This window comes from Vibrio sp. V38_P2S17PM301 (assembly GCF_009904845.1).
GTDB lineage: Bacteria > Pseudomonadota > Gammaproteobacteria > Enterobacterales > Vibrionaceae > Vibrio > Vibrio proteolyticus.
The window spans coordinates 26,185-45,185 of sequence record NZ_WXWO01000058.1; the positions used below are offsets into that span (position 1 = coordinate 26,185).

The following is a 19,001-nucleotide window of genomic DNA, read 5'->3' on the forward strand; positions in this document are numbered from 1 at the left end:
ATTGATGTTTATTTGCGCACTCAGACCCGTTTTGGGTGTAAGTCACTAAATTGTAAACCAAAGCCAACTACACTGAGCGAATAAACAACGACAAAAACAAGAAAAAGGAGGTTGTTATGGCAATTCAAAGATTGGATGCTACTCAGCTCTACCACGTCGCTGAGCTGGAAATTTTGCCATGTAAGTCAACGAAGGAATTACCTCCTATCGATGAAATTGTGGGCCAGGAGCGCGCACAAAAGGCCGTAGAGTTCGCCATGTCGATCAAGGAAAAAGGCTACAACATTTATGCCATAGGTCAGAATGGCCTTGGCAAGCGTACCATGATCCTGCGTTATCTGAATCGGCATAAACATGACGTAGATGGTCTTTATGACTGGTGTTATGTAGCAAATTTCGATGATATCCGTACACCAAAAGTTCTGAAACTGCCTTGCGGAGTAGGCAATAAGTTTCGTCTGGATATTGAAAAGCTGATGACCAAACTGGTGACGGCTATTCCATTGGCGTTCGACAATGAAATGTATTTCAGCCGGGCTGAAAAGCTCAAAAATCAGTTGGCGCAAAAACAGCAGGCGGAACTGGAAAACATCAGTCGGGAGGCAAAAGACAAAGGGATCAGCCTGACGCTAACCACGCAGGGAGATTACCAGTTTATCGCCATGAACGGTGAGGAGCTGCATACCGAAGAGTCGTTTGAGGCGTTAAACAAGAAAGAGCAGGAGTACTTTGGTGCCACCATCGATGAGCTGGAAGTCAGTTTACGTAACATGGTCAGACAGCTGACGGAGTGGGAAGAGGCTTACAGCGACAAAATCAAAAAGCTCAATGACGACGTCACACAGGACGTCATCACGCACTTTTTCCGTCAATTGAAAGAAGACTACGCGCAATATCCGGAGATCAAAACCTATCTGCGTGATCTGCAAAAAGACATTGTCGAAAACGCTGATATCTTTCTGGAAGAGGGCAGCGAGCAGGGTGAGATTGCCCAGGCATCGCTGGATAAAAAGCTGCCACGCCGTTATAAAGTGAATGTGCTGGTCAGCCGAGCTTCCCACGAGTTTCCCGTGGTGGTGGAGGAGAACCCGAACTACCATTCATTGTTTGGCTACATTGAGACTGCGACGTTTAAAGGGACGGTTTTCACCGATTACTCCTTGATTCGTGCCGGGAGTTTGCATAAGGCCAACGGTGGAGTCTTGCTGATGGATGCGGTCAAAGTCCTGGAACAGCCTTATGTTTGGGATGGCATTAAGCGTGCGTTGCGATCGCGTCAACTGAGCTTCACCTCATTGGAGAAAGAAGTGACGTTGACCGGTGCCGTTTCTCTGGATCCGGAACCTATTCCACTGGATGTGAAAATCATTCTGTTTGGGGATTACCGGACTTATCAGCTGCTTCAGCATTATGATCCGGAATTCAGTGAACTGTTCCGTGTGACCGCCGATTTTGAAGACGAAATGCCGCGCACAGCGGATTCAGAGCTGCACTATGCCCGGTTTATTTCCAGCATCGTGCATGACAACAGCATGCTGCATTGTGATCGGAAAGCGATTGCCCGCATCATCGAGCACAGCTCTAGGATTGTCAGCGATCAGGGCAAGTTGTCGCTGCACTCGGCGCACATTGCCAACCTGTTGCGTGAGTCTAACTATGTGGCTCGCCAGGCAAACTCTAATATGATTCGTGCCTCGCACGTTGAGGACGCATTACGCAATCAGGAACTCAGGGTCAGCCGTCTCAAAGACAGTGTGATGGAGAGTTTCATCAATGGCACTACGTTAATCCATACGGAAGGTTCGGCTATCGGTCAGGTCAATGCGTTGTCGGTGCTCAGTACCAGTGATTATATGTTTGGTGCGCCCAACCGAATCACCGCCACCACGGCGTACGGTGAAGGTGACGTGATTGATATTGAACGCAGTGTCGATCTTGGTGGTAGCATTCACTCAAAAGGGGTGATGATTTTGTCGGCGTTCCTGACCTCCGTATTTGGCAAGACCGCCCGAGTACCGTTAACCACGCACATTACGTTCGAGCAGTCATACGGGGGTGTCGATGGAGACAGTGCGAGTATGGCGGAATTTTGCGCTATCGTATCGGCTTTCTCCAAACAGCCAAACCGTCAGGATATCGCGATTACCGGCTCGATGAACCAATTTGGGGAAGCACAGCCAATCGGTGGTGTGAACGAGAAGATCGAAGGTTTCTTTGATGTTTGTGGTATCAAAGGCCGGAGCCACGAGCAAGGCGTGATCATTCCTCGCTCGAATGCTCATAACTTGATGCTGCGAGCGGATGTGGTGAAAGCGGTTGAGCGTGGCGAGTTCCACATCTGGGCCATTGACCATGTGACAGAAGCAATTGAGATCTTTACGGGTAAACCTGCGGGCGAGCTGAGTGAAGAAGGCAGTTACCCAATCAACTCGATATTCGGTATTGCGCAGGCAAAATTAAACGCGTTGAGAAAGTAAAAACAAAAACGCCGGATTTTAAATCCGGCGTTTCTTTGTCTTGAAATCAGACTTAGGCTGCGATGTTCATGGTCAGATTAAGCTCAAACGGCAACTTAGACAACTTGTCTTGTAACTTGGCTCGCATCTGATGAAGTTCATCAATGGCCAGCTGTTCTTGTTCTGGCAGAATATCGATGTTGACCCGTAGCTCGTTACCCACTTTAGTGACGCCCGCCAGCGCCATGCCCTGGGAAAATTCCTTTTCGATAAACTCGACACCTTTACTGACCTCACTGCGGATAGATTTATCCGGCGCCATCATCAACAGCTCTCGAACGGCATCACGCAGCATACAAAACGGCACTTTGATGAAGTAGAAAGACATCAGCAGCATCATAGCCGGATCGGCATACACAGAGTAGTGTGACCAAGGTGACAGAGAAACAAACCAGGCAGAAACAAACCCGAGTGTCACCGCGACGCTCAGCAATGTATCCATTTGCCACTGCTTGGCTTCCGCTTCTATCAGACCGCTGGAAAAGCGTTTGCTCTTGCGGGTAATGTACCACCAGGCATAACCACACCCGATGACATTAACCACACCAAATAAGGTTGCAATCGATGGGTCAACGGCGCGTCCGCCCTGGAACATGGCCAGCACTGCGCCATACAGGGAATAGGAAACGACCGATAGGATAACCGCCCCTTTGATCGCGATAACGACTGGCTCCAGCACCGCTTTTCCAAACGGGAACAGGTTCTTCGACGGAGAGCGAATGTATCGTGAAACGGCGAGTGACAATAAAGTTAACAGTAAACTGACGAGAGAATATACGCCGTCAAACACAATCACCAGAGAGCCAACGAGAGCACCAAGTACTAAGCCACCGCCCGCAAAGCCTGAAGCTAAAAGGGCTGAAGCCGTTAATACTCTTTTCTCATTTAAGCTTGTCCTGGCACACATACATCACCTGTTGTTCAAAAATACGCAGCCATTCTTTGCTTAAGTGCACATTTTTACAAATGTAATCTTTATGTGATGATGAGATTAAAACGTATATTTTTATATTTGTCTTTATATTCAGTAGTTTATGTCTGGTTTCTGGTGTCATTAAATTTGACACTGAGTGATTGTTGTGCGGGTTAAAAATCAAACAGATATTCGTTGAGCTTATCCGCCAGCCAAAGCATACCAGGATGTTCCGCCATACCTGAGGCGGTAAACATACAGTAATCCTCTTGCGTAAGCCCGTAGGTATGTTTGATTACCGCCAGCTCTTGCTGGCGCAGATGATGGCGGATCAGCGGCTCCGGTAATACTCCCCAGGCTTCCTCTGTCAGTATCGTGTTCAACATGTAATCAAAGCTGGAGAAACCGATATACCGGCGTGAGAAAGGTTGCAGCTCCGGGTTGTCTTTTTCGTTGAGGTAGACCATGACCGCTTGCATGGAGTTTCGAAGCAGTTCGTCGGTCACCCGGCGCATTTTACTCAGTGGGTGTTGGGTATTGCACACCGACATCATGCGTATTTTACCGAGCGGTTGATAGGTGATGAGCGGATCATCGATTCGTTCGTAGTCCACTCCAAAAGCGAAATCAACCTGCTGAGTGGCTACCAGATTGGCGAGGTCACCGCTGGAGGCGAGGATCAGGTTAAACGAGGTGGCCGGAAAGCGGTTGTTCAATCTGTGCGCCAGATCTTGCCACAGATCGTCTGGCAGAGAATCGTCCCGGGCAATCCATACTTCGGCGTTAAACTCTCCCGAAGCCTGAGCGCAGGTCTGGCGGATACGTGCGGCAGTAACCGTCAGGCTTTCGCAATCCTTATAAATGGCTTTGCCTACTTCTGACAGTGTGAGGTGGTTGCCGGATCGAACAAATAACTCGGTATCGAGTTCTTTTTCCAGAGCTTTAATCGCCATACTGAGCTTAGTACGGTTGCACTCTAACTGGCGTGCAGCTTCAGAAACCGAGCCGGTGTCAGCAACGGTACAAAAGGCTTCTATTTGAGAGAGGTTCATGCGCTGGTGGTTTATCCGAATTGATGATTCTGCAACTAATTTATACCAAATTGTCGGCGAATAGCACTAACACGTAAAGTCCGTTTTGGTTTAATCTATTGTAAGTTAAAGAAGTATTTATAGGGAGATTACCATGGCGCACGATTGGGATGCATACGCAGCAGAGTGGGAGAACAACCCAGCTACTGCTGTCTATGCTGAAAAAGCGTTTGAGTCACTGCAACAACTGGTTGATCTGAAAGGTAAACACATTCTTGATTTCGGATGTGGTACTGGCTTGTTGACACAAAAGATGTCACAACTTGCCAAAGACATTGTTGCTCTGGACGTGTCTGAAGCCATGATCGAGCAACTCGACAGCAAAGAGTTGGCCAACGTCGAACCTGTGGTTGATATGCTGACTCGCGGATTGGTTGCGCTGCACCCGGCTTTTCGTGGGCAGTTTGATTTGGTCGTGGCGTCATCAGTATGCGGTTTCTTACCCAACTACTCTGACGTTGCAGATATTGTGTACTCCATCCTTGATGAAGGTGGTCTGTTTATTCATTGGGATTGGTTGGCAGAAAACGACCAGGATGGCCTGACGGTTTCCCGGGTGAAAACGGTGTTGTCCAGCGTTGGTTTTGAAGACGTCAGTGTCTCTGTGCCTTTTGAACTGCAAACTCAGGAAGGGACGCTCAAGGTCTTGATGGGCGTGGGCAGAAAATAATGACGTTTAAACACCCGGCTTAAGCCGGGTGTTTTGTTTTTAGTCTGCTAGCGCCGGAGTCAGCGACGCAATCTCGTCCAGAACTTGTGGATTGGCAATGGCGCCGACATTTTTCACCGTTTGGCCGTGGATCACCTGTTTCGCTGCCAATTCGACTAGTTTCCCCGATTTGGTTCGGGGAACATCACTGATGGCCAATATCTTGGCTGGCACATGACGAGGTGAGCACTTCTGGCGCAGAAGCTGACGAATTTTGTCTTCCAGATCTGGTGTCAGTTGCGCGTACTCCGTCAGTTTCACCAGTAACACAATACGTTCGTCATTGTTCCATTGTTGGCCAATGGCAATCGAATCGACGACCTCATTCAACTGATTGACCTGCTGATAGATTTCTGCGGTACCTATTCGGACTCCTCCTGGATTTAAGGTGGCGTCGCTGCGACCAAAAAACTGCACCCCACCATTTGAATGCATAATGACATCGTCACCATGGTGCCAGGTATTGGGGTATTTATCCCAGTATGCATGATGATAGCGTTCACCATCGTCATGCCAAAAACCAACCGGTTGGTTCGGGAAACTGTTCAGGCAGACCAATTCTCCACGCTCATCGAGCACGGGTTGACCTTGCTCGTCGAAAACGGCGATATTCATACCAAGCCCCGCGGCCTGGCATTCTCCGCGATACACGGGGGAAATCGGATTGCCAAGGACAAAGCAGCCGCAAATATCGGTGCCGCCTGATATGGACGCCAGATGCAAGTCGGGCTTGATGTGTTGATAGACATAGTCGAATTGCTCCGGATACAGTACAGAGCCTGTAGAGCACAACGTCTTAAGCGCGGAGAGATCGAACTGTTCTGCGGGGGCCAGACGTTGTTTCTGAATGGCTTCGAGGTATTTGGCGGAGGTGCCGAATAGCGTCACACGGGCTTTTTCCGCCAGACGCCACAAGTTACTGGTGTCAGGGGAGACTGGGCTGCCATCATAAATGACCAGTGTTGCACCACTGGCCAGCGCCGAAACGTGCCAGTTCCACATCATCCAGCCACAGGTAGTGTAGTAGAAAACCCGATCTTTCGGCTGAATGTCGCAATGCAATTGATGCTCTTTAAGGTGGTTAATGACAGTGCCACCCACGGAATGGACAATGCATTTGGGCTTTCCGGTGGTCCCTGACGAATAGAGCACAAACAACGGGTCATTGAAGCCAATGCGATGGTAGCGAATGCCTCTGGGCTGATAACATTCCAAAATCGCATTCCAGTCTGAAAATGTATGGTCCGCAGGGGGAAGCCCGACCAGATATTCAATCTGACAAGTGTTTTCCAGCTCGTCTAGATTTTTGGCCAGCTCGATATTTTTTTTCTGCATATCAAAAGCTTTGCCGCCAAATGTATAGCCGTTGCAGCAGAATAACACTTTAGGTTTCACCTGGCCGAATCGCTCTGTCACGCTATCGACACCAAAGTCTGGCGACGTGGATGTCCAGATCGCCCCTAAACTGGTCGTTGCCAGCATCGCCACCAGAGTTTGCGGCATATGGGGCAGGTAACCGGCGACCACATCTCCGGCGCCAACGCCATTCTGTGTGAGCCATTGTTGTACCACTGACACCTGATCGCAGAGCTGTTGCCAGGTCAGGTGTTGTTTGTCTCCTCGCTCGTTTTCGAACCAGACAGCGATGCCCCCGGGATCCTGAAACGCATATGAGAGAAGGTTTTCAGCATAGTTAAGTTCGGCTTGAGGAAACCAAATAGTGTCTCGGCTTGGCTGAAATGTCTGCCATTTGGGCAATCCTTCACCGAGAATACAGTCACCTCGATAACCAATCACATCGCAAAATTGCCACACTTCCAGCCAAAACTGTTTTTTGTCTTCGACGGACCAGCGATGCAGATCCGCATAGGTTTCAATTTGTTGGCCCAGCATGTTGATGTGTTTAATGAACTGATGAATATTCGATGCTGAAACGCGCGCAGATGACGGCGTCCAGAGGGGCTGGTTAGGGGACATGACTTCCTCGTCTACTCTATTCCTGTAAGTGTAGTTTTGATGGCTTTTTGTGCAAAGTCAAACCAAGAGAAGAATAAACAGACATCTGATAAATAAGCAAAAAATACACAATTGTAAAATTTATGTTACATCGATTGGGGTGCGATTACCGCTGGATAAATTGGCAGCCAGTAGGGAAGGCGATAGGCTTAATGTAAAGGACTTGTTAATTGGTGTTTGTATGACTCAGTATCATTCTAAGCCTGTGAATAGCAAAGGTTTTGTCGACTGGAACGACGACGAAGATCGCATTTGGTACGATCTGGTTACCCGTCAACAGAAAGTGATTAACCATCGCGCCTGTCAAGCGTACCTCGACGGTCTGACGATGTTGGATTTGCCGCTTCACAGGGTACCACAGTTGCCTGAAGTGAATGCCGTTCTGAAGCAAGAGACGGGCTGGCAGGTCGAGCCTGTGCCAGCGTTGATTAATTTCGACCGTTTCTTTGCCTTACTGGCCGACAAGAAATTTCCGGTGGCGACTTTTTTGCGCTCACGTGACGAGTTTGACTATTTACAAGAGCCGGATTTCTTTCATGAGATATTTGGCCACTGTGCGATGCTGACTCACCCCGATTTTGCTGCTTTCACCCATACTTATGGCAAGTTAGGTAAGAGCGCGACACCAAAACAACGTGGCTACTTAGCTCGGTTGTACTGGTTTACGGTGGAGTTTGGTCTGGTTAAAGAGCAGGGCAGTACTAAAATTTATGGTGGTGGTGTGTTGTCTTCTCCCGGTGAAACGGTATACGCGCTCGACAGCACAGACGCCATTCGAGAAACGTTTGATTTGCAGACGGTACTAAGAACACCTTATCGAATTGATATTATGCAACCAAAATATTATGTGTTGGATGATATTGCTGAGCTGTATCAGCTTAGCCAAGTGGATTTAATTGCCGAAGTGGAACAGGCAATGTCCAAAGGACTTTTACCTCCATTATTTGAACCAAAGGAAGTGACACATGCTTGATGAATTGCGCTGCGAAGCTTGCAGTATAGATGCCATCGCGTTGACGGAAAAAGAGCAGCAAGCACTGCTGAGCGAGCTACATGGCTGGCATATTCATGTTCGGGATGGAATTCCTCAACTAGAGAAAGTGTATAAATTTAAAAATTTCATGCAGGCATGGACATTTGCTAACCGAATTGCAGAATTAGCGGAGGAGGAGTTTCATCACCCTTCTATCTTACTGGAGTGGGGAAAAGTAACTCTGACATGGTGGAGTCATTCTATTAAAGGTTTGCACAAGAATGACTTTATCTGCGCCGCGAAATCTGACGCAATGTGCGAATAAAAAAGCAAATCCCCAAGGCTGTCTGGCAGACTTGGGGATATTTTTACCTTTTCCATAGCAATCCCTGTTATGGATGATGAACCAACTATCCTTGTTATTACTGACGGTCACCTGGCAGACGACGTTTGGTTGTCATGGTGTTACCGCTGGCGTCATTGGCCATAAAGGTGTAAGTGCGGGCGTGATTTTCCTGATTCCAGACTGAAGCGCGACCGAACTCATCTGTTTTCACTGTGTATTCATTGCCGTTTTTCACCATAATTTCTTGGTTAGCGACCGCTTGACCGTTGTCAGTCACGGTGATCATGGCTTTGCTGCCAAGTGTCTGTACGTCCATTTGCATGGCAGATGCTGCAGGTACCACTGCCAGCGCGGAAAAAATACCAGTAATCGTAATCAGTTTGTTGATGCTTTTCATAGTGTGATCCTTATTGGTTTGATTTTTGCTCTCTGAGCACCTGATGTAAATCATATGTGTGATTTATGTCTCACTCTATAGCAATTCATGGTTCAAGTTGTTCGAAAACTTTGAACTATATTTGCACAATTTATGCGTGCCACATTTTTAACCACTTTGAGTCATTAAAAATTCGGTTTTTAGGTAAAAAGACTCTAAAAAGGCATTTGCAAACGGACGCAAACTGGCCTTATCATCCTAAGCAAGGTGATGGGGTTCCACCTATTTAACCGCCGCTTGGGCTGATGACTCCTACAGAAACGAAAACAGGTGTAACTGTTGGAAGGGCAAGGATATTGCTCGATTTTCTGTAGGAACCAGATGCCGCCATCTGCACTTGTTTTCCTGACCCAAAGGAAAACGCCATGCAATACTCTTCCGAAATCCAATCCATGTGCCCGATTCAACGTGGCGAATTGCATCCGTCTGCTCCGATCCCCGTAGAGGGGCGAATGGTACGCCCTAAAGACGTCATTGCGATTTCAGGTCTCAGTCATGGAGTCGGAACCTGCGCTCCGCAACAAGGTGCGGCTAAACTGACGCTTAACGTAAAGCAAGGCATTATTGAAGAAGCCTTGGTCGAAACTGTGGGCTGCTCGGGTATGACGCACTCTGCGGCGATGGCGGCGGAAATTCTTACCGGTAAAACCATTCTAGAAGCACTGAATACGGACTTGGTATGTGATGCCATAAATGTCGCGATGCGCGAAATCTTTTTGCAGTTTGTTTACGGCCGCAGTCAGTCGGCGTTCTCTCTAGATGGTTTGGAGATAGGTTCAGCACTGGAGGATCTTGGCAAAAGTCAGCGTAGTCAGGTGGGAACCAGTTACTCGACGCGTCTGAAAGGGGTGCGTTATATGGAGCTTGCGGAAGGTTACGTCACCAAACTGGCACTGGATGAACGCAGTGAAGTGATCGGTTACCAATATCTTAACCTGGGCAAAATGATGGCCGACATAGAACGAGGTATCCCGGCTGACGAGGCGATGCAAAATGCGGTCGGAGTCTATGGCCGGTTCAATGAAGCGGCGATGACCATTAACCCTCGTCAGGCGTAACCAAAGGTGAACAAAATGAATAATCAAGTGACTCAACTACTGCAAAGCATGAATTTTTCTTCGATTGAAGAAGCGCACCGATACTGCCTGACGTTTGACATCGATCCGAAGCAGCAAGTTTTGGAGACTCAGCCGATCGCCTTTGATAATGCCTGCGATGCGTACACGCTCGGCACCGCGTTGGCCTTACAGCGCCAGGTAACTAAAGCAGAAGAAGCGGCCATCGCTATTGGGGAAGGTTTGCAGGCATTTTGTAAACCGGGCAGTGTGGCGGCGCAGCGTCAAGTTGGGCTGGGCCATGGGGCTCTGGCAGCTCGTTTGCTTAATGAACAGACCCGGTGTTTCGCATTTCTGGCTGGGCACGAATCATTCGCGGCGGCGGAAGGCGCGATAAAAATTGCGTTAAACGCCAATCAATCACGACAAACGCCATTGAAAGTAATCCTTAACGGATTGGGCAAAGATGCTGCGTATTTAATCTCTCGTATCAATGGTTTTACTTACGTCCGGACCGAGTTCGACTACGATACAGGAACGCTTGTTGAAGTCAGTCGTACGCGCTTCTCTAAAGGTGTCAGAGGAGACATTCTTTGCTACGGGGCGGACGATGTGCGCGAAGGTGTGGCGATCATGCATTGCGAGCAAGTGGATGTCAGTATCACGGGGAACTCAACCAACCCGACCCGTTTTCAACATCCGGTTGCTGGTATCTATAAGTCCGAGTGCACGGCGCTCAATAAGCGGTATTTCTCTGTCGCTTCAGGTGGTGGAACCGGCAGAACGTTACATCCAGATAATGTGGCAGCAGGTCCGGCGTCTTACGGTTTGACCGATACGCTAGGCAGGATGCATGCCGATGCACAGTTTGCAGGCAGCTCATCGGTGCCGGCGCATGTGGCGATGATGGGGTTCATTGGTATGGGGAACAACCCGATGGTAGGGGCGACCGTGGCACTGGCCGTCGCTGTTGAACAACAAGTGCATCAATAACGACTAGTTATGCTGAGAGGGCTGGCGTGCATTTTCCAGACTCTCAGCTTCTTGCGAATACCGGCTACGAAGAAACTCCAGCTTTTCCATCAGCTTTTGCACCTCTTGCCGCAGCTTTTGATTGACTTGTATATAGCCTGCGCTGGTGATCATATTGAGCGCAAATCCTTGTTCTTCGCAGGCTTGGTTCAAAGACAACCAGTTGGACTCCATCAGACGGATAGCAGGCGTCATCTGACGCAGTTGTAACGTCTCTATATTCATGTTGTCTGCTGCGGCTCTTGATGCCCGGATTTGTCCTTCCAGCTTTAGGTGCCACTGTTGTTTGTCTGATTGCCAGAAAGACACCAGTTCCTGTGAGGAAAATTCATCATGGAGAAAAACCTGGCGATGATACGCAGACAACCAGAAGTTGAATTTGTTGGCATGAAAGTTATACCTGTCGTCAATTCGCTTTTGTGCAGCAAGAGCTTTGTTCCATTCTTTTTCATTACACTGCACACTTTTGGCTTGAGACGGTAAAGTGATCAACGCTGTGGCCGTTATAAGGACAAGTAGTCGCCAGATCATAGTTATCTCTGCAGGTGTATCTGAGTTAATTATAGATGAGCGATGTGTGATTGAGATAAACAGGAAGAAGACGCGAAACGATGAGAAAAATAGTGATGTTGGTCTTGCTGGTGCTCGGATTGGCTGCGTCTGCTGCTGGGTATTACATGTTTTATCTCAAACCGAAGGAAGCCGCGCAAAACGCCAGTCAGAATGAGCCTCTTGTACCGCCAGCAACCGAATACAAAGGCAAGAAAGTCGTCAAAACGCAACCGGATGTCGTGAAAACAGACTATTACGTTGGTTCTCCTCAGTTAGGTGTGCGAGAAGCCCCGGATTATGATGCTTATGCTGAGACCGAATATTATCGTGGTGACAAGCTGATTATTCTCGAGCAAAAGGACGGGTGGGGCCGAATTTCGCCCTATTATGTATACGAAGAAGGCGGCCCGGAAGTGGCGGAGTGGGTGCCGATGGATGCCTTACTTGAAACGCCGCCTATCATCAGTGAAGCCGAGCGTCGGGAGACGATAACCGGGTACATCAACGGCTCAGACGATTTTGATCTCTATGAAGAGATGTTTGTTAAAACAACCGACAAATTGCTGCAAGACGGAACTTGCTCACCAGCGGATTTTGAAGAGCTCGGAGGATGGGTCACTTCTGTCAAATACAGTGATGGCTACGTGTACTTTGTCTATTGTGGCGGCTTCAAGGTGTCAAATAAGATTTATGTCGATGTTCAAACAGGCGAAATTTTCTTTCGCTAATTACTGAGGGGCGAATAATCAGAGGTTCGGAGCCTTTGACTTTCAGTCTTTGAGTCACTCTTTCGTTTACTTTTGGCGAGCTTTTGAACGGCTCTGGCTCAAAATTAAGACACTTACCTATGTTGCACCATTGAAATGTTAGATTTTAGAACTTTTTAGTTGTCGCTATGAATGCGCAAATCTATTATGCATTCTGGTTTGGTTTTTATTGGCCGCGTGAATGGCATTTCGCTTAATTAAATACATCTTCTTTACCTTGCTGGCGATGGTTTTACCTTCGCAGGCTTCTGCGTACCTGTCGCAGACGGAATCCGATGTATTGACACGTCTGTCCAGCACTAAACCGTCACACGTATTACCGGGGAGTATTGATTTTCAGGCTCTGTTTGATCAGAGTGGGGAAACGCAAACTCCGTCGTCAACACCCAGCTCTCATTCCGAATTTGACTCCGCGGCCGTTGGTATCATTAACGCTAACCGTTGGAGCTCCCGCCATTTGGAAGATGGCGATGTTCCGTCTTTCGATGGCAGTGATATTAATAGCGCTATTGCGCCGGCACATCGGCTCTACCGCGCAGATATCGACACGCCTCATTACGAGACAGACAACCAGTTTTCCCAAAGCCATCGTATTGCTGGCTGGAAAGAAACCAATGCACTGTACGTAGCGCTAAACAGTCAATACTGAGTTTTCCTCTTTACGTGGCGTTTTCCGCGCCAGGCTTTATCTCAATCTGATTTAGACAACACTCGATAAACAATCGAGGGATTATACGTATATGAAGAAAACTCCGAAAAAGACGGCAAAGAGCGCTCGTCTGATGAATCACTATTCTGCTTGGAAGTATGTGGTTCTGGTTGCGACAATTATTGTCCTGACACTCAGCGCTATTCCGACCTGGTACGGTGAGAAACCGTCCATTCAGGTGACAGCGTCACAGAACAACAAAGTGTTGAGTTCAGTAACAGAAGTGAACCAGTATCTGGCTCATCGCAACATCAATGTAGACACCATCACCCAACAAGGTGAGAAAACCACGCTGGTATTCAATAACGAAACGGATCAAACCCATGCACGCGGGGCATTGGACGAACTGTTGAACAAAGATGACAGTATTTCGTTCTCTTATGTGTCCGTGGCACCGCAATGGCTGAGCAACCTGGGTTTTAGCCCGATCAAACTTGGCCTTGATCTGCGAGGAGGTGTTCAGTTTCTGCTGAATGTGGATGTGGACAAAGCCTTTGAAGATCAGCGCAATGCACTGGTTGATGAGATGCGCGACATGCTTCGTCAAGAACGGGTGCGTAATGTTCAGTTTGTGAAAGTAGGCGTGGATGGCTTTGATCTTAATAGTATTTCTTCAGACGCTTTGACGAAATCAGCTACGTACCTCAAACAGAACTATCCAGGTTGGGATGTGAAACGCTATTCCGATCATCTGAGTGTGAATCCGACGCAACAGAACAAAAGTGAGTTCCAGAGCATTACGTTGACGCAAAACCTTAAGATTATGCGTGATCGGATTGAGGAACTGGGCATTACGGAAGCCTTGGTTCAGCGTCAAGGCGAACACAGCATCCGTATCGAATTGCCGGGTGTTCAAGACCCGTCTCAGGCAAAAAATGTGATTGGTGCGACAGCTACGCTGGCATTCCATGAAGCGAAAGAACCGTCTCAGGGCAAGTCGTATGACGACATGATCCTCAAAGACAACAATGGTCGTGAAGTGGTTCTGGCAAAGCGTCCGGTGTTGACTGGCGAACACATTGTCAATGCGCGTGCTGGTGTTGATAAAATGGGTTTCTCCGAGGTGAACATTTCTCTCGACCATGCTGGTGGCAAAATCATGAGTGATTTTTCCGGTAAGCACATTGGTAAGCCAATGGCGACGGTGTACCGCGAATACACCACCAACGCGAAAGGCGAAACAGAACGCAGCGAACGTGTGATCAGCGTAGCAACGATTCAGTCTCAACTGGGCAGTCAGTTCCGCATTACGGGGGCTGGCTCTATGCAGGATGCGCAGAATCTGGCTCTGTTACTGCGTGCTGGCTCTCTGACCGCACCTGTAACCATTGTCGAAGAGCGTACAATCGGCGCGTCTTTGGGGGCGGAGAATATTCACAACGGTTTTGCGGCGCTGGCATTAGGTATGGCGATGACGCTGACCTTCATGGCTTTGTGGTACCGCCGTTTAGGCTGGGTTGCGAATACCGCGTTGCTGATCAATATGGTGAGCTTGCTGGGTATGATTGCGCTGCTGCCGGGAGCGGTACTGACGTTGCCAGGTATTGCGGGCCTGGTACTGACGGTCGGCATGGCCGTGGATACCAACGTGCTGATTTTTGAGCGGATAAAAGATAAGGTCAAAGAAGGGCGCTCTTTTGCCCAGTCGATCGATCAAGGTTTCAACAGTGCATTCAGCACTATTTTGGACGCAAACGTCACGACCATGATTACCGCCGTCATTCTTTACTCCATCGGTAACGGGCCTATTCAGGGCTTTGCCCTGACGCTGGGATTGGGTTTGTTGACCAGTATGTTCAGTGGTGTGTTCGCATCACGGGCAATCATTAACTTGGTTTGGGGCCGCGATGGCCGCCGCGATGTGAGGGTATAAATCATGGTTGAGTATTTGAAACGACACATTCGCCCAATTCGCTACGTGACGGGATTGGTCTCTATTCTGCTGATGGTGATTTCTTTTGCGGCGTTAGGCGTACGGGGTCTGAATATGGGCCTGGATTTCACGGGTGGTATGGTGACCGAAGTGAAAGTTGATCCGACCCTGACTAACGTGCAACTGACTCAGGCGCTGAAGCCTGAGCTTGGAGAGTTTACCAGTGTCACACACTCGAATGAGGACGGACGCTGGATCATCCGCTATGCGATCCCAGAAGCAGGGCAAACCACCCCGGATATTACCCACATTCTTCAGGGGGTGTCGCATCAAGTGGATGTGATCAGCAATAGTATGGTGGGATCACAGGTTGGCCAGGATCTCTACAATCAAGGTGGTCTGGCATTTCTTATCTGTGTGCTGTGTATTCTGGGTTATCTGAGCTTCCGTTTTGAATGGCGCTTAGCAAGCGGGGCAATACTGGCATTGTTCCACGATGTGGTATTGGTGCTCGGCTTCTTCGCGTTGTCACAGATGGAGTTCAACCTTACGGTATTCGCGGCGGTGCTGGCGATCCTCGGTTATTCGTTGAATGATTCCATTATCATTGCAGACCGGATTCGTGAGCTTTTATTGGCGAAGCCGAAGACGCCGACCAAAGACACCAACGATCAGGCAGTGATCGCGACATTTTCGCGTACTATGGTGACATCGGGCACCACCTTGATGACAATTGCTGCGCTATGGATCATGGGAGGCGGGCCACTAGAAGGATTTGCAATTGCGATGTTCATCGGTGTGATTTCCGGTACCTGGTCTTCGATTTCAATCGGTACTATCTTGCCGGAGTGGTTCAAACTGGAGCCGAAACACTACATGCCAGTAGAAGTGGATACCGCACCTTAACAAGAAAAGCCAGAAAGCCCCGCGACAGCGGGGCTTTGTCATTACTGGGTTTGTGCGGCGAGAAACTCCGTAAAGCGGGTCCACGATTTTTCATCAGCATCTTTGCGATAACGCTCACTGCCAAATACAGTAAAGGCGTGCGGCGCGCCACTGTAGGTGATCATTTCATGCTTCACGCCTTGTGATTCCAGTTCACTGGCCAGCGTGGCAAATTGATCCATGGTGATGGCGCTATCGGCTGTTCCATGGAAAACCAGGATTGGCGCTTTAGCATCGGCATACGATTGACCTTCTGGGGTTGTCAGTCCGCCGTGAAACGTGACAAACCCTTTGGCGTTCATGCCTGCTCGGGCGGACTCAAGCACTGCGGCACCACCAAAACAATACCCCATAAGGACCACATTCGTGCCACTGCCGTTCAACTTCGCGGCATAATCCAGGCTACCTTGCATCAGTGCTCGCAACTTTTGGCGATCCTTGTAAAGCTCGCCGGTATGCTGACGTTTGTCTTCGACTTTGGTCGGGCGAACGCCTTTTCCAAACAAATCGACGGCGAAAACGTTATAGCCTAGTTTATTGAGCATTTCCGAACGTTGCACTTCGTAGTCGGTCAGCCCATCCCAGTCATGAACCAACAAAACAAGTGGTGCAGTGTCGCTGACTTTGGACCAGTAGCCCTCGTATTCACTACCATTTACATTGTAAATCTGATTCTCTCCGGCCAGTACTGATGCTGTCAAAAGTGACAAAGAGAGTGCGAGTGGTTTAAGCATAATCACCTCCTGTGTTCCGACTAGTTTAGTACGTGCCTGAACAAACAGTAGAGCAAAACAAAAAAGCCTCCCGAGGGAGGCTTAATAGCATAGAGTAAGATCACATAGCCGCTTGAAAGATCTGACTGATCTCGTCGTGAGTAGCCTGTTTCGGGTTAGTGAAACCGCAGGCATCTTTGAGTGCGTTATCCGCCAGGGTTGGAATGTCTTCCGCTTTCGCGCCCAGTTCACCGATACCCGCAGGGATACCGACATCTTTGGCTAACTGAACGATGGCGTCGATTGCGGCGTTTGCGCCTTGTTCTGCCGACATTGCATCGACATTTACACCCATTGCTTTCGCTACGTCACGCAGACGTTCAGGACACACCTGGGCATTGTATCGTTGCACGTGTGGTAACAAGATGGCATTGCACACACCGTGCGGCAGGTCGTAGAAGCCGCCAAGTTGGTGTGCCATCGCATGCACATAACCCAGAGAGGCGTTATTGAATGCCATAAATTGAGCGTACGCCATTTGTTCGCGGGCTTCGATATCATCACCTTTTTTCACCGCGGTGCGCAGGTAGGCCTGAATCAGCTCAATCGCTTTTATCGCTACCGCATCTGTGATCGGCGTAGCGGCCGTTGACACATAGGCTTCTACGGCGTGAGTCAGTGCATCCATACCCGTCGCGGCGGTCAGGGAAGCCGGCTTCGCCAGCATCAGTTCTGGGTCATTGACCGACATCAGTGGGGTCGTGTGCTTATCGACGATCGCCATTTTAATGTGACGTTTTTCATCGGTGATGATACAAAATCGTGTCATTTCAGACGCGGTGCCCGCTGTTGTATTGATGGCCACCAATGGCAGCATCGGTTTTGCTGACTGGTCGACACCTTCATAATCGGCGATTGCACCATCATTGGTGGCGACCAGCGCAATGCCTTTTGCGCAATCGTGTGGTGAGCCGCCGCCCAGCGAGATAACAAAGTCACATTCGTTGTCTGCCAGAAGGCTAAGTCCGTCGTTAACATTTCCTATGGTTGGGTTCGGTTGGGTGCCATCAAAAACCACGGTGTCGACGTCTCTATCGCCCAACAGATCCTGAACCTGTTTCACCACGCCGATTTGATTGAGCACTTTGTCGGTCACGATCAGGCCTTTCTTAAAGCCTTGCGACTGAATGCTGTCTGCTGCGTCTTTAAGACAGCCTGCGCCCATCAGGTTAACCGTAGGAATGAAAAATGCACTTGTCATTAAGAATGCTCCACTGTGTTTATGTATGCATACAGGCTCGCATATAATGTGGATAAAAAGGCTTGATCTGAGGCAAGTTCTGGCACGTCAAACTCACAGATAGTGATATTTGTGATGTGGGTCTTATTGCACATTATGTGTGGTTTGTTAAACGCAAGTGATTAAAATTATACTTTTAATCAAATGGTTAAACAGAATGGAAAAAGCGCCGCGTGGACGCTTTTTCGCTGAGACGCCGTCAGGCGATTTCGATCAAGCGTGCTACCAGACGTTCAATCCCGCTTGCGGCTTGTGAAATGTTTTCAGCCAGCATATAAGCTGGTGTTGAAAGCACTTTGTTTTCTGTATCGAACACATAGTCGTCTACCGGACACTCGACATGATCGCCGCCCATCTGACGAAAGGCTTTGGCAGTTTGGACGTCATTTCCGATAGTGCCCTGTACATCGGTGCCGTAAATCATGGGAATAATGGCTGGCGCGATACACAAATACGCCGCAGGCTTTTTCGCTTCGGCAAAGCCACGACAGGCTGCAGCCACATGAGCATTAATACTGCATTCTGTGCCTTTGACAGCAAAGTCGGTCAGGTTTTTTGCTGCGCCAAAGCCGCCGGGCAAGAGCAGGGCATCAAAGTCAGCCGGATTCAGTTTGGCGACATCCTCTATCTGACCTCGGACGATTCGAGCAGATTCGACCAGCACATTGCGGGTTTCAGGCATTTCCTCACCAGTGATGTGGTTTATCACATGCATTTGTTCGATATCTGGCGCGAAGCAGTGCCAGGTCGCACCATGCTTCTCGATCGCGTGCAGAGCCAGCACCGTTTCATGGATTTCAGCACCATCGAAAACACCGCATCCGCTCAATATGACAGCAACCTTTTTCATCTTAACTTTCCTTTTCTTTACGCTTAAGAACTCAGGACTCACTCCTTTTGGCTAAGTTCCTGATCAACTTCAGTGCTTTCTATATTATCGTCGATTTCATCCTGATCGTGATCGTCAGGCCGATAATTTTTCACGACAAAAGGTGTCAGCATAACGCTCGATGGCAAAAAGTGTTTCATAGCTCCCCCTGTAATTGCAACGAGCT

At 48.9% G+C, this 19,001-nt stretch carries 18 protein-coding genes and 1 riboswitch; of the genes, 10 read left to right on the forward strand and 8 right to left on the reverse strand.

The window, feature by feature from the left end; genetic code table 11:
• The first annotated feature begins 116 nt into the window (after positions 1–116).
• Positions 117–2,477, forward strand: coding sequence for a Lon protease family protein (locus CAG64_RS13675; RefSeq protein WP_021705019.1), 2,361 nt, complete (start codon positions 117–119; stop codon positions 2,475–2,477).
• Positions 2,478–2,529: 52 nt separating this feature from the next.
• Here CAG64_RS13675 and CAG64_RS13680 read toward each other — a convergent pair whose 3' ends face one another.
• Both CAG64_RS13680 and CAG64_RS13685 read right to left on the reverse strand, forming a co-directional pair.
• Complete coding sequence (locus CAG64_RS13680; RefSeq protein WP_021705020.1) at positions 2,530–3,423, reverse strand: cation diffusion facilitator family transporter; 894 nt, start codon at positions 3,421–3,423, stop codon at positions 2,530–2,532.
• A gap of 179 nt (positions 3,424–3,602) precedes the next feature.
• Complete coding sequence (locus CAG64_RS13685) at positions 3,603–4,481, reverse strand: LysR family transcriptional regulator (RefSeq protein ID WP_021705021.1); 879 nt, start codon at positions 4,479–4,481, stop codon at positions 3,603–3,605.
• 133 nt (positions 4,482–4,614) lie between these two features.
• Here CAG64_RS13685 and CAG64_RS13690 point away from each other — a divergent pair, with 133 nt between their 5' ends.
• Positions 4,615–5,190, forward strand: coding sequence for a class I SAM-dependent DNA methyltransferase (locus CAG64_RS13690; protein ID WP_161448168.1), 576 nt, complete (start codon positions 4,615–4,617; stop codon positions 5,188–5,190).
• Between the two features lie 39 nt (positions 5,191–5,229).
• Here CAG64_RS13690 and CAG64_RS13695 read toward each other — a convergent pair whose 3' ends face one another.
• Positions 5,230–7,206, reverse strand: coding sequence for an acetoacetate--CoA ligase (locus CAG64_RS13695; protein WP_161448166.1), 1,977 nt, complete (start codon positions 7,204–7,206; stop codon positions 5,230–5,232).
• A gap of 220 nt (positions 7,207–7,426) precedes the next feature.
• Between CAG64_RS13695 and phhA the strand changes: the two genes are divergently transcribed.
• Positions 7,427–8,218: a phenylalanine 4-monooxygenase gene (phhA, locus tag CAG64_RS13700; RefSeq protein ID WP_161448164.1), complete on the forward strand. Its 792-nt coding sequence runs from the start codon at positions 7,427–7,429 to the stop codon at positions 8,216–8,218.
• On the forward strand, positions 8,211–8,543 hold the full coding sequence (locus tag CAG64_RS13705) for a 4a-hydroxytetrahydrobiopterin dehydratase (protein ID WP_021705025.1): 333 nt from the start codon (positions 8,211–8,213) through the stop codon (positions 8,541–8,543). Before phhA ends, CAG64_RS13705 begins: the two co-directional genes overlap by 8 nt.
• Positions 8,544–8,640: 97 nt before the next feature.
• Here CAG64_RS13705 and CAG64_RS13710 read toward each other — a convergent pair whose 3' ends face one another.
• Entirely contained in the window at positions 8,641–8,961 is a 321-nt protein-coding gene (locus tag CAG64_RS13710) for a hypothetical protein (RefSeq protein WP_021705026.1), read from the reverse strand.
• Positions 8,962–9,197: 236 nt separating this feature from the next.
• Positions 9,198–9,262, forward strand: a riboswitch (Fluoride riboswitch).
• 103 nt (positions 9,263–9,365) lie between these two features.
• On the opposite strand from CAG64_RS13710, the gene CAG64_RS13715 reads away from it, so the two are divergent.
• Together CAG64_RS13715 and CAG64_RS13720 are read left to right on the forward strand one after the other, a co-directional pair.
• On the forward strand, positions 9,366–10,058 hold the full coding sequence (locus tag CAG64_RS13715) for an iron-sulfur cluster assembly scaffold protein (protein ID WP_161448162.1): 693 nt from the start codon (positions 9,366–9,368) through the stop codon (positions 10,056–10,058).
• A gap of 15 nt (positions 10,059–10,073) precedes the next feature.
• Positions 10,074–11,048, forward strand: coding sequence for a GGGtGRT protein (locus CAG64_RS13720; protein WP_161448160.1), 975 nt, complete (start codon positions 10,074–10,076; stop codon positions 11,046–11,048).
• 3 nt (positions 11,049–11,051) lie between these two features.
• On the opposite strand, the gene CAG64_RS13725 is transcribed toward CAG64_RS13720, so the two are convergent.
• A complete protein-coding gene (locus CAG64_RS13725) occupies positions 11,052–11,618 on the reverse strand; it encodes a hypothetical protein (RefSeq protein WP_161452080.1) in 567 nt (188 codons plus the stop codon).
• Between the two features lie 80 nt (positions 11,619–11,698).
• On the opposite strand from CAG64_RS13725, the gene CAG64_RS13730 reads away from it, so the two are divergent.
• From CAG64_RS13730 to secF, 4 genes are all read left to right on the forward strand, one after another.
• On the forward strand, positions 11,699–12,367 hold the full coding sequence (locus tag CAG64_RS13730) for a hypothetical protein (protein WP_161448157.1): 669 nt from the start codon (positions 11,699–11,701) through the stop codon (positions 12,365–12,367).
• Positions 12,368–12,587: 220 nt separating this feature from the next.
• A complete protein-coding gene (locus CAG64_RS13735) occupies positions 12,588–13,055 on the forward strand; it encodes a hypothetical protein (RefSeq protein ID WP_021705031.1) in 468 nt (155 codons plus the stop codon).
• Between the two features lie 91 nt (positions 13,056–13,146).
• Positions 13,147–14,988, forward strand: coding sequence for a protein translocase subunit SecD (secD, locus tag CAG64_RS13740; protein WP_040902499.1), 1,842 nt, complete (start codon positions 13,147–13,149; stop codon positions 14,986–14,988).
• A gap of 3 nt (positions 14,989–14,991) precedes the next feature.
• Entirely contained in the window at positions 14,992–15,894 is a 903-nt protein-coding gene (secF, locus tag CAG64_RS13745) for a protein translocase subunit SecF (protein ID WP_021705033.1), read from the forward strand.
• Positions 15,895–15,935: 41 nt separating this feature from the next.
• Here the strand turns inward: secF and CAG64_RS13750 are convergent, their stop codons facing one another.
• The 3 genes from CAG64_RS13750 to elbB form a co-directional block, all read right to left on the reverse strand.
• A complete protein-coding gene (locus tag CAG64_RS13750; RefSeq protein ID WP_443084057.1) occupies positions 15,936–16,673 on the reverse strand; it encodes a dienelactone hydrolase family protein in 738 nt (245 codons plus the stop codon).
• Positions 16,674–16,767: 94 nt separating this feature from the next.
• A complete protein-coding gene (yiaY, locus tag CAG64_RS13755; protein WP_161448153.1) occupies positions 16,768–17,907 on the reverse strand; it encodes an L-threonine dehydrogenase in 1,140 nt (379 codons plus the stop codon).
• Between the two features lie 238 nt (positions 17,908–18,145).
• Positions 18,146–18,796: an isoprenoid biosynthesis glyoxalase ElbB gene (gene elbB, locus CAG64_RS13760; protein WP_021705036.1), complete on the reverse strand. Its 651-nt coding sequence runs from the start codon at positions 18,794–18,796 to the stop codon at positions 18,146–18,148.
• Between the last annotated feature and the right edge of the window lie 205 nt (positions 18,797–19,001).

Excerpts from the sequence above, each read along its gene's own strand:
- CAG64_RS13675 (WP_021705019.1), top strand. The coding sequence starts at position 117 with ATGGCAATTCAAAGATTGGATGCTACTCAGCTCTACCACGTCGCTGAG.
- CAG64_RS13680 (WP_021705020.1), bottom strand. The coding sequence starts at position 3,423 with ATGTGTGCCAGGACAAGCTTAAATGAGAAAAGAGTATTAACGGCTTCA.
- CAG64_RS13685 (WP_021705021.1), bottom strand. The coding sequence starts at position 4,481 with ATGAACCTCTCTCAAATAGAAGCCTTTTGTACCGTTGCTGACACCGGC.
- CAG64_RS13690 (WP_161448168.1), top strand. The coding sequence starts at position 4,615 with ATGGCGCACGATTGGGATGCATACGCAGCAGAGTGGGAGAACAACCCA.
- CAG64_RS13695 (WP_161448166.1), bottom strand. The coding sequence starts at position 7,206 with ATGTCCCCTAACCAGCCCCTCTGGACGCCGTCATCTGCGCGCGTTTCA.
- phhA (WP_161448164.1), top strand. The coding sequence starts at position 7,427 with ATGACTCAGTATCATTCTAAGCCTGTGAATAGCAAAGGTTTTGTCGAC.
- CAG64_RS13705 (WP_021705025.1), top strand. The coding sequence starts at position 8,211 with ATGCTTGATGAATTGCGCTGCGAAGCTTGCAGTATAGATGCCATCGCG.
- CAG64_RS13710 (WP_021705026.1), bottom strand. The coding sequence starts at position 8,961 with ATGAAAAGCATCAACAAACTGATTACGATTACTGGTATTTTTTCCGCG.
- CAG64_RS13715 (WP_161448162.1), top strand. The coding sequence starts at position 9,366 with ATGCAATACTCTTCCGAAATCCAATCCATGTGCCCGATTCAACGTGGC.
- CAG64_RS13720 (WP_161448160.1), top strand. The coding sequence starts at position 10,074 with ATGAATAATCAAGTGACTCAACTACTGCAAAGCATGAATTTTTCTTCG.
- CAG64_RS13725 (WP_161452080.1), bottom strand. The coding sequence starts at position 11,618 with ATGATCTGGCGACTACTTGTCCTTATAACGGCCACAGCGTTGATCACT.
- CAG64_RS13730 (WP_161448157.1), top strand. The coding sequence starts at position 11,699 with ATGAGAAAAATAGTGATGTTGGTCTTGCTGGTGCTCGGATTGGCTGCG.
- CAG64_RS13735 (WP_021705031.1), top strand. The coding sequence starts at position 12,588 with ATGGCATTTCGCTTAATTAAATACATCTTCTTTACCTTGCTGGCGATG.
- secD (WP_040902499.1), top strand. The coding sequence starts at position 13,147 with ATGAAGAAAACTCCGAAAAAGACGGCAAAGAGCGCTCGTCTGATGAAT.
- secF (WP_021705033.1), top strand. The coding sequence starts at position 14,992 with ATGGTTGAGTATTTGAAACGACACATTCGCCCAATTCGCTACGTGACG.
- yiaY (WP_161448153.1), bottom strand. The coding sequence starts at position 17,907 with ATGACAAGTGCATTTTTCATTCCTACGGTTAACCTGATGGGCGCAGGC.
- elbB (WP_021705036.1), bottom strand. The coding sequence starts at position 18,796 with ATGAAAAAGGTTGCTGTCATATTGAGCGGATGCGGTGTTTTCGATGGT.